Source organism: Mycolicibacter algericus DSM 45454, assembly GCF_002086455.1.
GTDB classification, from domain to species: domain Bacteria; phylum Actinomycetota; class Actinomycetes; order Mycobacteriales; family Mycobacteriaceae; genus Mycobacterium; species Mycobacterium algericum.
Genome location: NZ_MVHC01000047.1, coordinates 1 through 13184 on the forward strand (window position 1 = coordinate 1; position 13184 = coordinate 13184).

At 67.2% G+C, this 13184-nt stretch carries 14 protein-coding genes; 8 read left to right on the forward strand and 6 right to left on the reverse strand.

Annotated features, from left to right (window positions below):
• Together BST10_RS23590 and BST10_RS21195 are read left to right on the forward strand one after the other, a co-directional pair.
• Positions 1-235 (forward strand): hypothetical protein (locus BST10_RS23590; protein ID WP_207567914.1); only part of this gene is annotated, 235 nt, incomplete at its 5' end.
• Positions 236-257: 22 nt separating this feature from the next.
• Positions 258-1406 (forward strand): PE-PPE domain-containing protein, encoded by a 1149-nt coding sequence (locus BST10_RS21195; RefSeq protein WP_235673565.1) that lies wholly within the window; start codon positions 258-260, stop codon positions 1404-1406.
• Between the two features lie 37 nt (positions 1407-1443).
• Here the strand turns inward: BST10_RS21195 and BST10_RS21200 are convergent, their stop codons facing one another.
• From BST10_RS21200 to BST10_RS21215, 3 genes are all read right to left on the reverse strand, one after another.
• Positions 1444-2166 carry a hypothetical protein gene (locus tag BST10_RS21200; protein WP_083040531.1) on the reverse strand — a complete coding sequence of 241 codons (723 nt, stop codon included), beginning with the start codon at positions 2164-2166 and terminating at the stop codon, positions 1444-1446.
• Positions 2167-2453: 287 nt separating this feature from the next.
• Positions 2454-2945, reverse strand: coding sequence for a methylated-DNA--[protein]-cysteine S-methyltransferase (locus BST10_RS21210; RefSeq protein ID WP_083040534.1), 492 nt, complete (start codon positions 2943-2945; stop codon positions 2454-2456).
• A complete protein-coding gene (locus BST10_RS21215; RefSeq protein ID WP_013828258.1) occupies positions 2942-4447 on the reverse strand; it encodes a DNA-3-methyladenine glycosylase 2 family protein in 1506 nt (501 codons plus the stop codon). Before BST10_RS21215 ends, BST10_RS21210 begins: the two co-directional genes overlap by 4 nt.
• Positions 4448-4541: 94 nt before the next feature.
• Between BST10_RS21215 and glsA the strand changes: the two genes are divergently transcribed.
• Complete coding sequence (glsA, locus tag BST10_RS21220; RefSeq protein WP_083040537.1) at positions 4542-5816, forward strand: glutaminase A; 1275 nt, start codon at positions 4542-4544, stop codon at positions 5814-5816.
• A 6-nt stretch (positions 5817-5822) separates the two neighbouring features.
• Here glsA and BST10_RS21225 read toward each other — a convergent pair whose 3' ends face one another.
• The gene (locus BST10_RS21225) at positions 5823-7427 is read right to left on the reverse strand and encodes an adenylate/guanylate cyclase domain-containing protein (RefSeq protein ID WP_083040539.1); all 1605 of its coding nucleotides are present in this window, start codon (positions 7425-7427) and stop codon (positions 5823-5825) included.
• A gap of 46 nt (positions 7428-7473) precedes the next feature.
• Between BST10_RS21225 and nucS the strand changes: the two genes are divergently transcribed.
• Genes nucS through BST10_RS21240 form a run of 3 tightly spaced genes read left to right on the forward strand, consistent with a single transcriptional unit; the run spans position 7474 to position 9609 of the window.
• Positions 7474-8145: an endonuclease NucS gene (gene nucS, locus BST10_RS21230; protein WP_083040542.1), complete on the forward strand. Its 672-nt coding sequence runs from the start codon at positions 7474-7476 to the stop codon at positions 8143-8145.
• A 54-nt stretch (positions 8146-8199) separates the two neighbouring features.
• Positions 8200-9294: an NADH:flavin oxidoreductase gene (locus BST10_RS21235; protein ID WP_083040545.1), complete on the forward strand. Its 1095-nt coding sequence runs from the start codon at positions 8200-8202 to the stop codon at positions 9292-9294.
• 24 nt (positions 9295-9318) lie between these two features.
• Positions 9319-9609 (forward strand): hypothetical protein, encoded by a 291-nt coding sequence (locus tag BST10_RS21240; protein ID WP_083040548.1) that lies wholly within the window; start codon positions 9319-9321, stop codon positions 9607-9609.
• 9 nt (positions 9610-9618) lie between these two features.
• Here BST10_RS21240 and mce read toward each other — a convergent pair whose 3' ends face one another.
• Positions 9619-10119: a methylmalonyl-CoA epimerase gene (mce, locus tag BST10_RS21245; protein ID WP_083040551.1), complete on the reverse strand. Its 501-nt coding sequence runs from the start codon at positions 10117-10119 to the stop codon at positions 9619-9621.
• Positions 10120-10201: 82 nt separating this feature from the next.
• On the opposite strand from mce, the gene BST10_RS21250 reads away from it, so the two are divergent.
• Positions 10202-11383, forward strand: coding sequence for an acetyl-CoA C-acetyltransferase (locus BST10_RS21250; protein WP_013828264.1), 1182 nt, complete (start codon positions 10202-10204; stop codon positions 11381-11383).
• 145 nt (positions 11384-11528) lie between these two features.
• Positions 11529-12422 (forward strand): tetratricopeptide repeat protein, encoded by an 894-nt coding sequence (locus tag BST10_RS21255; protein ID WP_013828265.1) that lies wholly within the window; start codon positions 11529-11531, stop codon positions 12420-12422.
• 57 nt (positions 12423-12479) lie between these two features.
• On the opposite strand, the gene BST10_RS21260 is transcribed toward BST10_RS21255, so the two are convergent.
• A partial coding sequence (locus BST10_RS21260; RefSeq protein WP_207567915.1) for an alpha amylase C-terminal domain-containing protein occupies positions 12480-13184 on the reverse strand: 705 nt, incomplete at its 5' end.

The following is a 13184-nucleotide window of genomic DNA, read 5'->3' on the forward strand; positions in this document are numbered from 1 at the left end:
CCCGGAAGCTAAGCCTGTCAGCGCCGATGATACTGCCCAACCGGGTGGAAAAGTAGGACACCGCCGAACACAACATAGTGAAACGCCCCCCGAGAAATCGGGGGGCGTTTCCATTTTTCCCATTGACGGGCAGCAGCCCTCGCTGCGGGCCGAGGCTGAACAAGTGACGCTGAACGCGCCCGCGGTCTGTAGTTGCCCGATCCGCCGCAAAGCGATACCGTTAAGCTTCAATTAAGGGAATTAACAGGAGATGTCGGGTGCGCCCCTTTCTTTGCCTTCCGGTCGTCGCCGGTATCACAGCCGGCCTGATCGCCGGGGTGCCGGCGGTCTCACCGCCGGCCGGCGCACATCCTGCCGCGATCTCACTTACCGGCAACGGTACGGAGCTCGGGGATGGGATCGCATTCCTCATGGGCGGCACCGGCATGCCGCAACCATCCGACCGCTACCTTGAGGCCGCGGACAATCTGTACCTCCAGCCGCACGGCTTCGGCGGCGAGCTGGTATCGCTGTGGACGCCGGAGAATGTCAGTTCGACCTCCCAAGCGGTGGGCGGGCAGATTCTCTACAACGCCGTCATGGAGCAGATCAGCAGCGGCGACGTGGACGCCGACCACCCGGTGGTGGTGTTCGGCTACTCGCAGAGCGCCGCGATCTCGGTAGGGCTGATGGAGCGACTTGCCGAGGAGGGAGTGTCGAACGATCTGGTCCGGTTCGTGCTGATCGGCTCTCCGGGTACCAGCGGCGTCCCCACCGACCTGTATCACACCGACGTCTACAACTACGAATACGACCCGGTAGCGTTCCGGCCCACGTACTTCAACCCGCTGGCGGACCTGAACTCGATCTTGGGCTTCATCTACGGGCACTCCGTGCTCTTGAGCGCGACGCCCGAGCAGGTCGAATCGGCCATCGAGTTGCCGACGGCCGATCCTGACTCGCTGACCACCTTCCACATGATCACATCAGACATCCTGCCGCTGCTGGCTCCACTGCAGTTGGTTCCGATTCTTGGGCAGCCGCTCTATGAGTTGTTGGAACCCGTTACGCGCATCCTGGTGAATCTCGGTTACGGCAACCTCGAGTACGGCTGGCCGCCGGGGGACGTCGACGTGCCGGCGGCAGGAGGCCTCTTCCCGACCGACATCGATTTCGGCGAACTGCTCACCGCGCTGGGCAATGGTGTGCAACAGGGAGTCAGCAACGCAATCTCGAGCTTGCTGGACCCTGCGACCTACCAGATCATCCCGTTGGTGGAGCACCCGTCGCTGGCCGGGATCATTCAAGAGGGATACATCGTCGGGGCCATCGACACGCCGAATCCGACGCTCGGGGAGGCCCTGACCGGTCTGGCCGCCTTCTTCGAAGGATTCACCGACACCACCGAATACCCCATGCCGGACTAGGCACGGGCCGGCAGGCGCGGTTGGTCGGCCGAGGGCGCTAAATCGCGAGTGACTGGCCGCGGAGGAGTTGTTCGATTCGGTCCAACAACTCGTCCGGGGCTTCGTCGGTGGCGTCGTTCCAGGCTAGTAGTGCGTTGGCGAGGTTGCGCGGCTGGACGGTGAGGTGCAGGCCGAGTACGACCGTGTCGGTGTTGCCGGAATCCATGGTGTGGTAGACGATTTCGGTTTGCAATGAATGTCCGTTGACAGGGTTGGGGAGCATCTTGGGGGTGATCGACTCGATGTCCTCGCGGCGGATCTTCGTCAACTTCGATCCCGGCGTGGCTGCTCGCAGCGTCAATGCAGTGGGGGAGATGCAGAGCGGGCATCGGCGCCACATGCGCAGGACGCTCAGTAATGCTAATGGCATTAGGTTCATGAGGAGGATCCCGCCGAAACGAAACCATGCGGGATAGTCGGAGTTTCGGCCCGCTGCCGCCATAGCTACGCCCATTAGCGGGATAATCGTTATTGCCATGTAGGCGTTTCCCTCGAACCACGGAACGTAGCGGCAGATGACCCCATTGGCTGTGCGGGTGACGCCCGGCCGGAAAATCCGGCGCTGGCCGGCGAGGATGAGGAGTGCCGCGCACACGATGCCAAGAGTCCCGTACCACGGGAATCCGACCCGAGCATCCACTGCCGCTAATACGAGCAGGAAACCGCCGAAGGAATAACGGGCTACTCGCCCCCAGCGGCCTTTTGCTCCATCGCCCGCCATCAGCGGCCGTCCTGCTTTCTGCCCCCCGGGGCGCCGCCGTCGCTGCCGGTGGGTGGGCGACTTACCGGCCCCGGTCGGACCGCTAGCCAGATGCTCTCCTGGTCCACCGGCGAGTCGTGTAACGCGGTCACCGTCAGCTGCGTGATCAGCGTCTCGCGCTCTCTCGTGATGATCCGGGACCGGGAGATGCTGTCGATAGTGTGATCGCAAAGGGTCCCACCACGGCACGCAGGCAGATTATCGGCATCGGTGGAGTGGGCCAATTCACTCGGCCGTGCCCGCCAAGCTCAATCGAACAGCGTGGCGTGGCTGTGCCGCCGCTCCAGATCCAACAGGGTCCGCTTGCGGTCGATCCCGCCGCCGTAGCCGGTCAGGCTGCCGTTGCTGCCGATGACCCGGTGGCAGGGCACGATGATCGAGATCGGGTTGCGGCCGTTGGCCAGTCCCACGGCGCGCGAGGCTGTCGGTGCCCCGATCTGTGTTGCCAACTCGCCGTAGGAGCGGGTCTGGCCGTAGGGGATCGTCAGCAACGCGGTCCACACCCGGCGCTGAAACTCGGTCCCGGCCATCTCATAGGTCAGCTCGAATTCGGTGAGATCCCCGGCGAAGTACGCCGCGAGTTGCTCGACGGCGTCGGGGAAAGCGGAGTCGTCGCGGCGCCATCCGGTGCGGTCGGGGGCATGGGAGTGGTCGAGCATCAGCAGATGGCTGAGCTTGCCGTTCGCGCCGGCCAGGGTGAGTGGGCCGATCGGGCTGTCGATGGTGCGCTGATAGATCATGCGATCTCCTTGGAGGTCCGGGGCCAGTCGTTCACGGCGTGATCGAGTGCGGTCCACAGATGCTGGGTGGCATACGACCGCCACGGGCGCCAGCGAAGACTGCGTTCGGTCAGGGCCCGCGGCTGCTCGGGTAAACCCAGCCGGCGCACGGCCACCCGCACCCCCAGATCGGTCGCCGGGAACGCATCGGGGTCGCCCAGGCCGCGCATGGCGATGAGTTCGGCAGTCCACGCGCCGACGCCGGGAAGCTCCAGCAACGACTTCCGGGCCCGGCCCCAATCGCAGCCCGCGCCCAGGCTGATGCTGCCGTCGGCGAGGCCTGCCACCAGGGCCAGCAGCGTCCTCCGACGTGCCCGGGGCAGCGCCAGCCGGTCGGCGTCGATATCGGCCAGCCGTTCGACCGACGGGAAGACGTGAGTCAGCCCGCCGCTCGGGTCGACAATGGGTTCGCCGTGGCCCAGCAGCAACCGCCGCGTATGGGTGCGGGCCGCCTTGACCGACACCTGCTGGCTGAGCACCGCCCGCACCGCCAGTTCGGCTTCGTCGACGGTGCGGGGGATTCGCTGGCCCGGCGCCTTGGCCACCAGCGGCGCCAGTTCGGGGTCGTCGGTGAGAGCCTCGACGACGGCCTCCGGATCGGCGTCGAGGTCCAGCAGTCGCCGGCAGCGGGTGATCGCCGCGGTGAGATCCCGGAAATCGTCGAGCACCAGCTCGCATCGGACGTGGTCGGGGGCCGGAGTCAGGCTGACGATGCCGTTGCCGTGCGGCAGTCGCAGGGTGCGGCGGTACGCGCCGTCACGCACCTCCTCGCAACCGGGAACCGCGCAGGCCGCCAGATGGCCGAAGACCCCCTCGAATGCGAACGGGGTGCGCACCGGCAGACGCAGCGACAGCCCTCCCGGGCTCGGGGGGCGCCGGTCGGATTCGGCCTTGAACCGGGCGGCCGCGTGTTGCCGCAATGCCGTCGGCGTGGTGGCCCACACCGCGCGGACGGTGTCGTTGAACTGTCGGATGCTGGCGAAGCCGGCCGCAAACGCGATGTCGCTCAACGGAAGATCCGTGGTCTCGATCAAAATCCGGGCCGTCTGCGCGCGCTGGGCGCGGGCCAGCGCCAGCGGACCGGCTCCGACCTCGTTGTGGAGCAGGCGCTGCAACTGGCGGGTGGAGTAGCCGAGGTGGCCGGCAAGCCCCGTCACCCCCTCGCGGTCGACCGTGCCGTCGGCGACCAACCGCATCGCCCGGCCCACGATGTCGCCGCGGACGTTCCATTCCGGCGATCCCGGTGCGGCGTCTGGCCGGCAGCGTTTACAGGCCCGGAAGCCTGCCCGCTGAGCGGCGGCGGCGGTGGGGTAGAACCGCACGTTCCGTGGCAGCGGTGGCCGTACCGGGCAACTGGGCCGGCAGTAGATCCGGGTGGTCAGCACTGCGGTGTAAAACCAGCCGTCGAAGCGGGCGTCGCTGGACTGCACGGCACGATAGCAGCGGTCGAAGTCGTCGTGCACGTTGTAACCATCGCATGTGGCGGCCGCCGACACTAGCGGGAATACGACACGATAGTGCCGGTCCGATGCCGCTCGCCGGGGCTACCATCTGGGCGTGGCGGCACTGGTGCAGCGGTACTTGGACGGGATACTCGCCGAGCATGCCGAGGTGAACATCGGTGCCCTGGCCAGCTACATTCCGGAGTTGGCGCGGGTCGACCCGACCGGCTTCGGTCTGTCGCTGTCGTCGTCGGACGGCTATGTCTATGAATCCGGCGACGCCGAGGCGCAGTTCACCATGCAGTCGATCTCCAAGCCGTTCACCTACGCGCTGGCGCTCGACCAGTTGGGGCATGCGGACGTCGACGCGAGGATCGGGGTGGAACCCTCCGGCGAGGGATTCAACAGGATCAGCGTCGACCAGGTCACCCAGGTGCCGAAGAATCCGATGATCAACGCCGGTGCGATAGTGGCCTGCTCGTTGATTCCGGGCGCGACCGCCGACGACCGATTCGCTTTGGTCAGGGAGTTCTACAGTGCCTGTGCGGGACGCGGTCTGGACTTCGACGAGGACGTCTACCGGTCGGAGAAGGCCAGCGGCAGTCGTAATCGCGGGATCGCTTACCTGCTGGACAGTTTCGGTGCTCTTGACGCTGACCCTGATGACGCTCTCGACGTCTACATCCGGCAGTGCTCGTTGAAGGTCACCAGCACCGATCTGGCCCGGATGGCGGCGACGCTCGCGCGGGGTGGTTACAACCCGTTGACCGGGCGGCAGGTGACCGACGCGGCGGTGGTCCGGCGCACGCTGTCGGTCATGGTGACCTGCGGTATGTACGACGCCGCCGGCGAGTGGGTCAGTGCGGTCGGTATGCCGGCCAAGAGCGGTGTGGGTGGCGGCATCGTGGCGGTGCTGCCCGGCCAGCTGGGCATCGGCGTCTATTCGCCGCGGATCGACGCCAAGGGCAACAGTGTGCGCGGAGTGCTGGTGTGCCGCAGCCTTTCTCAACAGCTCGGCCTGCATTTCCTGACCGTGAGCAGCGAAGCTCACTCGGCTATTCGCGGCATGTACACACCCCGTCCGGGCGTCCGGGTTTACGAGGTGCACGGCGACCTGCTCTTCGCCGGCGCCGAACAGGTGGCCCGCACCGCCACCGGCGACTGCGGCGACTTCGGCGTCGCGATCCTCGACGTGTCGCGCCTGCACGCCATCAGCGACCCGGCGCGTGCCCTGCTCGCCGGACTGGCCCACGAGCTGCAGAGCCTGGGCAAACGGGGCCTTCTCGTCGATCCGGGCGGCGCGCTGACGTCCGACCCGGCGACCCGGGGGACGCTGGTGTTCGCCACGGTCGACGACGCCCTCGCCGCGAGCGAGAAGTGGGTGACCTAGCGACGGCTACAGCGGCCCGGCCAGCACGGTGGGCTGGTCATACCCGCGCAGCACCACCGAATCGCCCAGCACCCAATGGGCTTGCTCGCTGATAGAGGCGGCGCGCAGTGTCCGTGCCGTGGTCAACAACTGGAGCTCGCGGATTTTAGCCAGCTCGGATAGTCGGGCCGCCTCATTGACGGGCTCGCCGATCACGGTGTACTCGAAACGTTCTTTGGCGCCCACATTTCCGGCGACAACCTGGCCGGCCGCTACCCCGATCCCGGCGCGGATCTCCGGCACCTCGTCGGCCAGCCGGGAGAGGATGGCGCGTCCGGCGGCCAGCGCTTCGTCTTCGGGTTGGTCGAGGTGGTTGGGGGCACCGAAGATCGCCAGGCTCGCGTCGCCCTCGAACTTGTTGATCAGGCCCCGATGGCGGTCGACCTCGTCGACGACCACCGCGAAGAACCGGTTGAGCAGGGTGACGACCTCGGTGGCCGGCTTGGCGGTCACGATCTGAGTCGACCCGATGATATCGACGAAAAGCACTGCGACATGGCGCTCTTCGCCGCCGAGTTGTATCCGGTCGCGTTCCGCGGCCGCGGCGACTTCGCGACCGACGTGGCGACCGAACAAGTCACGCACCCGCTCCCGCTCCCGCAGCCCGTGCACCATCGCGTTGAAACCGCTTTGCAGTTCGCCGAGTTCGGTCCCGTCGAAAACCACGAGATCGGCTCCCAGGTTGCCCTGCTCGACCCGCCTGAGCGCGGCACGCACCACCCGCACCGGGGCGGCGGTGAGCCAGGACAGAATCCACATCAACAGAAATCCGAAGACGGCGGTGGCGACCGCGACCACCAGCACGGCGACCCCAAACTGGGTCATGGACAGATTCTTCAGCACCAGGGCGAAGATCGCCGTCAGCGCAATGCCCAGAACCGGCACGCCCGAGCTGAGCAGCCAGACCATCATGGTCCGGCCCATGATGCCCGAGAAGAAACGCCGTGGCGGTGGACCGGCGGCGAGCGCCTGGGCGGCCACCGGACGCAGCGCGAACTCGGTGCACAGGTAGCAGGCGGTGGCGACCTGGATGCCACACACACCGACGGTGAACGCGACGATCGGGATGAAGTAGTTGTCGGTCATCCCGTAAAGCACGGTGAACAGCATCGCGGCCACGCCCCACAACGCGAGCACTACCTGGGCTACCCGCCACGGTGCCAGGAACGCGTTGCGCTCGTCCACCCGCGTCGGTTGCTGTTCCCTGATCGCCCAGCGCAATTTCTTGATGGTGCGCCGGGTGATCCAGTAGGTACCGAAGATCAGCGCCAGCACGATATAGGCCGGTACGACGCCGTATGTCAGCCATCCCGGGGCGTCGAAGAACACACTGGGCGACGGAAAGGCCACTGCCAACAGCAGTGCTTCGACGCCGATCCCGATCAGATTCGTCCCGACGATGACGACGGTCAGGATGAACTGGATGCGAATCCGCCGCAGATACTGACTTTCTGACACTCGGCCGAGCAACCAAGAGCCGTATTCAGGGGTTTCGGGCAGTCGGTCGGTTTGGCGGGTCAACAGCTCCAGAACCCGGCCCATCCGTTGGGCGGTCGTCTTCGGCGCTTTCATCGTGGCGTAAGAATAATTGCTCGACGCTGCCCCTAAGGTGGTTCGGATGCGACTCGTCATCGCCCAGTGCACCGTCGACTACGTGGGCCGGCTCACCGCGCACCTGCCGTCGGCCCGGCGACTGCTGCTGCTGAAGGCCGATGGTTCGGTCAGTGTGCACGCCGACGACCGTGCCTATAAGCCGCTGAACTGGATGAGTCCGCCGTGCCGGCTCACCGAGGAGTGCGCCGGTGAGTTCGCGGTGTGGGTGGTGACGAACAAGACCGGCGACCAGCTGCGGATCACCATCGAGGAGATCGAGCATGACTCCAGCCATGAGCTCGGTGCCGACCCGGGTCTGGTCAAAGACGGCGTGGAGGCCCAGTTGCAGGCGCTGCTCGCCGAGCATGTCGAGCTGCTCGGCGAGGGCTACAGCCTGGTGCGCCGGGAGTACATGACCGCCATCGGACCGGTGGACCTGCTGTGTCGCGACGAGCAGGGACGCTCGGTTGCCGTGGAGATCAAGCGGCGCGGCGAGATCGACGGTGTCGAGCAGCTGACCCGGTATCTGGAACTGCTCAACCGTGACAGTCTGCTCGCACCGGTGAGCGGGGTGTTCGCCGCACAGCAGATCAAACCGCAGGCCCGAACGCTGGCGACCGATCGTGGTATTCGCTGTGTGACACTGGATTACGACGCGATGCGCGGAATGAACAGCGATGAGTACCGGTTGTTCTGACCGCTGGGCTCCGGCGGCGGAATAGCAGGCGACGGCGAAGCGTTACAGCGGTCCATGGCAGTCGAAGATCTATTCCAACCGCTGACCGTTCGCTCGCTGACCGTGCCGAATCGCTTCGCGATGGCGCCGATGACGCGGCGGGCGTCGCCGAGCGGGGTGCCGGGCACCGATGTCGCCGAGTACTACCGACGGCGTGCGGCCGGCGGTGTCGGGCTGATCATCACCGAAGGCATCCGGCTGCCCGATCCGGCTGCGGGTTACCCCTTCAGCGTGCCGACGATCGCGGGCGACGAGGTGCTCGCCGGATGGCGCCGCGTCGTCGACGGGGTCCATGCCGAGGGCGCCACGATCGCTGCACAGTTGTGGCACCAGGGCGTTGAGCGCGACGACTCCGACGGTGTGGAACCGGTCGGCCCGTCCGGCATCAACGGGCGTGGCGAGCCGCGGGGCCGGGCGTTACGAACCGATGAACTCCAAGAGATCTCGCAGCTGTACGCCGACAGCGCTGCCACCGCACGGGATGTCGGCTTCGACGCGGTCGAACTCCACGGCGCCCACGGCTACCTGCTGGACGAATTCCTTTGGGAGCGAACGAATCGGCGCACCGACGGCTACGGCGGATCGTTGGCCGGGCGGACGCGCTTCCCGGCCGAGGTGGTCGCCGCGGTACGTGCCGCGGTCGGGCCGGACTACCCGATCATCTTCCGCTTCTCGCAGTGGAAGGGCACCGACTACACGGCGACGATCGCCGACGACCCGGCGCAGTTGGCAGAACTGTTGGCACCGTTGATCGACGCTGGTGTCGACGTACTGCACCCCTCGACACGCAGGCACTACCTGCCGGCTTTCCCAGACGACGACCCCGAGCTGAGCTTGGCCGGGTGGAGCAAGAAGGTCAGCGGGGCGCCGGTCATCGCGGTGGGATCGGTCGGGCTGGAAACGCAGTTCCGCAGCGAAAAGCGGGGTGAGGTGATCCAGCCCGCGCCCGTCGACCGACTGGTCGAGCAGTTCGATGCCGGAGAGTTCGATGTGGTGGCGATCGGACGCGCGCTGCTGGCCGACCCGACCTGGGTCAACCGGCTGCGCCGCGGTGAACTGGACGGGTTCGGCGGCTATGACGCGGCGGCAGCGCTCGCCGCGTTGGCCTGAGCGATCGTCGTTAGGCTGTCCGGCATGGTTCGTCGCCGCAGTCCGTCTCGCCGGCAGCAGCCGTTACGGCCGCTGCCGCTCTCACGGCGGGTCGAGGTCGGCCTCGACGGCTACGACTACCTGGTGGCGGCGATCGCCGGCTCGCGTGCCGTCAAGGTCTACCGGTGCCCGGGCTGTGATCACGAGATTCGCAGCGGTATCGCCCATGTGGTGGTGTGGCGGGAAGACTCAGCCGAGGGCGAGGATCGGCGGCATTGGCACACACCGTGCTGGGCCAATCGCAACAACCGGAGCCCGACGCGAAAGTGGTCGTGACCGAAGGGGTCAGTGGCCCGCGGCGGCCTTGGCGTCCGAAGCCGGTTCGACCAGCTCGACCAGCACGCCGCCGGCGTCCTTGGGGTGGATGAAGTTGATCCGCGAGTTCGAGGTGCCGCGCCGCGGCGCGTCGTAGAGCAACCGGACACCTTGGTCGCGCAGCCGCTGCGAGAGCGCGTTGATGTCGCTGGTCCGATAGGCGAGCTGCTGCAGCCCCGGGCCGCGCTTGTCCAGGAACTTCGCGATCGTCGACGACTCGTCGATCGGGGCCATCAGCTGAAGCTGGGCACTGCCGACCGGGGCGCCGCGCACCGCCAGCATCGCCTCGACGATGCCCTGCTCGTCGTTGACCTCTTCGTGCAACACGATCATCCCGAGCTGGTCGTGATACCACTTCTTGGCCGCTTCCAGGTCCGGCACCGCGATGCCGACGTGGTCGATCGCCGTCACCAGGGCGGAGGCCAAGGCGGAACGTACCTCGAACGGGTCAGTGACGGAATCGGTCGTCATAGGAGTAACGGTAACCTGAGCGGAAACATCGCGCTGCGGCGATCCGGCAGATCGGCCGCCCACATCCGGCTTGGAGGTAGTCATGACCACATCGGTGATCGTTGCTGGGGCCCGGACCCCGATCGGCAAGCTGATGGGTTCGCTGAAGGATTTCTCCGGCAGTGACCTGGGCGCGATCGCCATCGCCGGAGCCCTGGAGAAGGCGGGCGTCCCGGCCTCGCTGGTGGAGTACGTGATCATGGGCCAGGTGCTCACCGCGGGCGCGGGCCAGATGCCGGCGCGGCAGGCTTCGGTGGGCGCGGGCATCGGCTGGGATGTTCCGGCGCTGAGCATCAACAAGATGTGCCTGTCCGGAATCGACTCCATCGCGCTGGCTGACCAGCTGATTCGCGCCGGCGAGTTCGACGTGGTGGTGGCCGGTGGCCAGGAGTCCATGACGAAGGCACCGCACCTGCTGATGGACAGCCGGTCCGGCTACAAGTACGGCGATGTGACCGTGCTGGACCACCTCGCCTACGACGGGCTGCACGACGTGTTCACCGACCAGCCGATGGGTGCGCTCACCGAGCAACGCAACGACGCCGACAAGTTCACCCGCGCCGAGCAGGACGAGTGCGCGGCCGAATCGCACCGCAGGGCCGCCGCGGCGTGGAAGGACGGGGTGTTCGCTGACGAGGTGGTGCCGGTGAAGATCCCGCAGCGCAAGGGAGATCCGCTGGAGTTCACCGAGGACGAGGGCATCCGGGCCAACACCACCGCCGAATCCCTGGCCGGGCTCAAACCGGCGTTCCGCAAGGACGGCACCATCACCGCGGGTTCGTCGTCGCAGATTTCCGACGGCGCGGCCGCCGTGGTGGTGATGAGCAAGGCCAAGGCGCAGCAGCTCGGACTGGACTGGCTGTGTGAGATCGGGGCGCACGGCGTGGTCGCCGGGCCGGACTCCACCTTGCAGTCGCAGCCGGCCAATGCCATCAAGAAGGCCATCGCCCGGGAGGGCATCTCGGTCGACCAGCTCGGCGTGGTCGAGATCAACGAGGCGTTCGCGGCGGTGTCGCTGGCCTCGACCCGGGAACTCGGGGTGAACCCCGACGTCGTCAACGTCCACGGCGGTGCGATCGCCGTCGGGCACCCGATCGGCATGTCCGGGGCGCGTATCACGCTGCACGCCGCCCTCGAGCTCAAACGCCGCGGTTCGGGCTACGCGGTGGCCGCGCTGTGCGGTGCCGGCGGGCAGGGCGACGCGCTGATTCTGCGGACCGGATAGGCCTCTCCTTACGGTCGCGTAGGTTGCTGGATTTGCCAGTTTCACGTCGTCGCATTCGAGGTGTGATTTTGGTCATAGGCGGGCTCGTCGGCCCCGAAATCAGCCGTCGGCACCGGCGTTGCGGCGGCGTGACAGACTTGACGACGTGACGCGTCCTCGACCCCCGATCGGTCCGGCATTGGCCGGAGCAGTAGATCTGTCCGGACTCAAGCAACCGCCCGGTGGTGCCGGCGGTGACGGCTCCGCCCCGCCGGGCGCCACCGAGATCACCGAGGCCAACTTCGAAGACGAGGTGCTGGTCCGGTCCAACCAGGTGCCCGTCGTGGTGTTGCTGTGGTCGCCGCGCAGCGAGGCCTGCATCAAGCTGGCCGACACGCTGGGCGCACTGGCCACCAGTGATGGCGGCACGTGGTCGCTGGCCACCGTCAACGTCGACGTCGCCCCGCGGGTGGCGCAGGTGTTCGGCGTGGAAGCGGTACCCACGGTGGTGGCGCTGGCCGCCGGCCAGCCGATCACCAGCTTTCAGGGGGTGCAGCCACCCGACCAGCTGCGCCGCTGGGTGGATTCGCTGCTGTCGGCCACCGCGGGCAAGCTCTCCGGCGGCGTCGAAACCGAGCAGCCCGAGCAGGTGGACCCTGCGCTCGCCCGGGCGCGCGACCAACTCGACGCCGGTGACTTCGCCGCGGCTCGCGACTCCTATCAGGAGCTGCTCGCCGCCGACCCCGACCATGTCGAAGCCAAGGCGGCGCTGCGCCAGTTGACGTTCCTGGAGCGCGCAACCGGCCGGCAGCCGGATGCTCCCGCGCTGGCCGATGCCGCCCCCGACGACATCGAGGCCGCCTTCGCCGCGGCCGATGTGCAGATTCTCAACCAGGACGTCACCGCGGCGTTCGACCGGCTGATCGCGCTGGTGCGACGAACCTCCGGTGACGAGCGCAGCACGGTGCGGGCCCGGCTGGTGGAGCTGTTCGAGCTCTTCGACCCGGCCGACCCCGAGGTCGTCGCCGGTCGGCGCAACCTGGCCAACGCGCTGTACTGAGTTTCTCTTGCGCGAGCAGTCGCGAAAGCCCCCCAGAACGCCCGATTTTGGGAGCTTTCACGTCTGCTCGGGGGAGGAAGGCGCCAGCCATAGCGCCGACAGGGCTGGCAGCAGCAGCACCGCCGAGGCCGGCCGGCCGTGCCACGGATCGTCGGTGGCCGCCACCCCGCCGAGGTTGCCCGCCCCCGAACCGCGGTAGCCGACCGCGTCGGTGTTGAGCACCTCGCGCCACCGGCCGGCGCGGGGCAGGCCCAGGTGGTAGTCGGCGTGTTCGACGCCGGAGAAGTTGAACACGCAGGCCAGCATCGAACCGTCCGCGCCGTAGCGCAGAAAGCTCAGCACGTTGTTGGTCGAGTCGTTGGCGTCGATCCACGAGTAGCCGCGCGGGTCGCCGTCCTGACTCCACAACGCGGGCAGCGCCCGGTAGTGGGCGTTGATGTCGCCGACCAGCCGCAAGATGCCGGGGGAGTAGCCGTCGGGCTCGGTGTGGGGATCAAGCTGGAACCAGTCGACGCCGCGCTCGTTGCACCACTCGCCGCGTTGACCGAATTCCTGGCCCATGAACAGCAACTGCTTGCCCGGGTGCGCCCATTGGTAGGCCAGCAGCGTGCGCAGGCCGGCGGCCTTGGCGTGGTCGTCACCGGGCATCCGGGTCCACAGCGTGCCCTTGCCGTGCACCACTTCGTCGTGGCTGATCGGCAGCACGAAGTTCTCGCTGTAGGCATACAGCATCGAGAACGTCATCTCATGGTGGTGATAGGA

Coding starts and splice junctions, on each gene's coding strand:
- BST10_RS21200 (WP_083040531.1), bottom strand. CDS start 2,166: ATGGCGGGCGATGGAGCAAAAGGCCGCTGGGGGCGAGTAGCCCGTTAT.
- BST10_RS21210 (WP_083040534.1), bottom strand. CDS start 2,945: ATGATCTATCAGCGCACCATCGACAGCCCGATCGGCCCACTCACCCTG.
- BST10_RS21225 (WP_083040539.1), bottom strand. CDS start 7,427: ATGAAAGCGCCGAAGACGACCGCCCAACGGATGGGCCGGGTTCTGGAG.
- nucS (WP_083040542.1), top strand. CDS start 7,474: ATGCGACTCGTCATCGCCCAGTGCACCGTCGACTACGTGGGCCGGCTC.
- BST10_RS21235 (WP_083040545.1), top strand. CDS start 8,200: ATGGCAGTCGAAGATCTATTCCAACCGCTGACCGTTCGCTCGCTGACC.
- BST10_RS21240 (WP_083040548.1), top strand. CDS start 9,319: ATGGTTCGTCGCCGCAGTCCGTCTCGCCGGCAGCAGCCGTTACGGCCG.
- mce (WP_083040551.1), bottom strand. CDS start 10,119: ATGACGACCGATTCCGTCACTGACCCGTTCGAGGTACGTTCCGCCTTG.
- BST10_RS21250 (WP_013828264.1), top strand. CDS start 10,202: ATGACCACATCGGTGATCGTTGCTGGGGCCCGGACCCCGATCGGCAAG.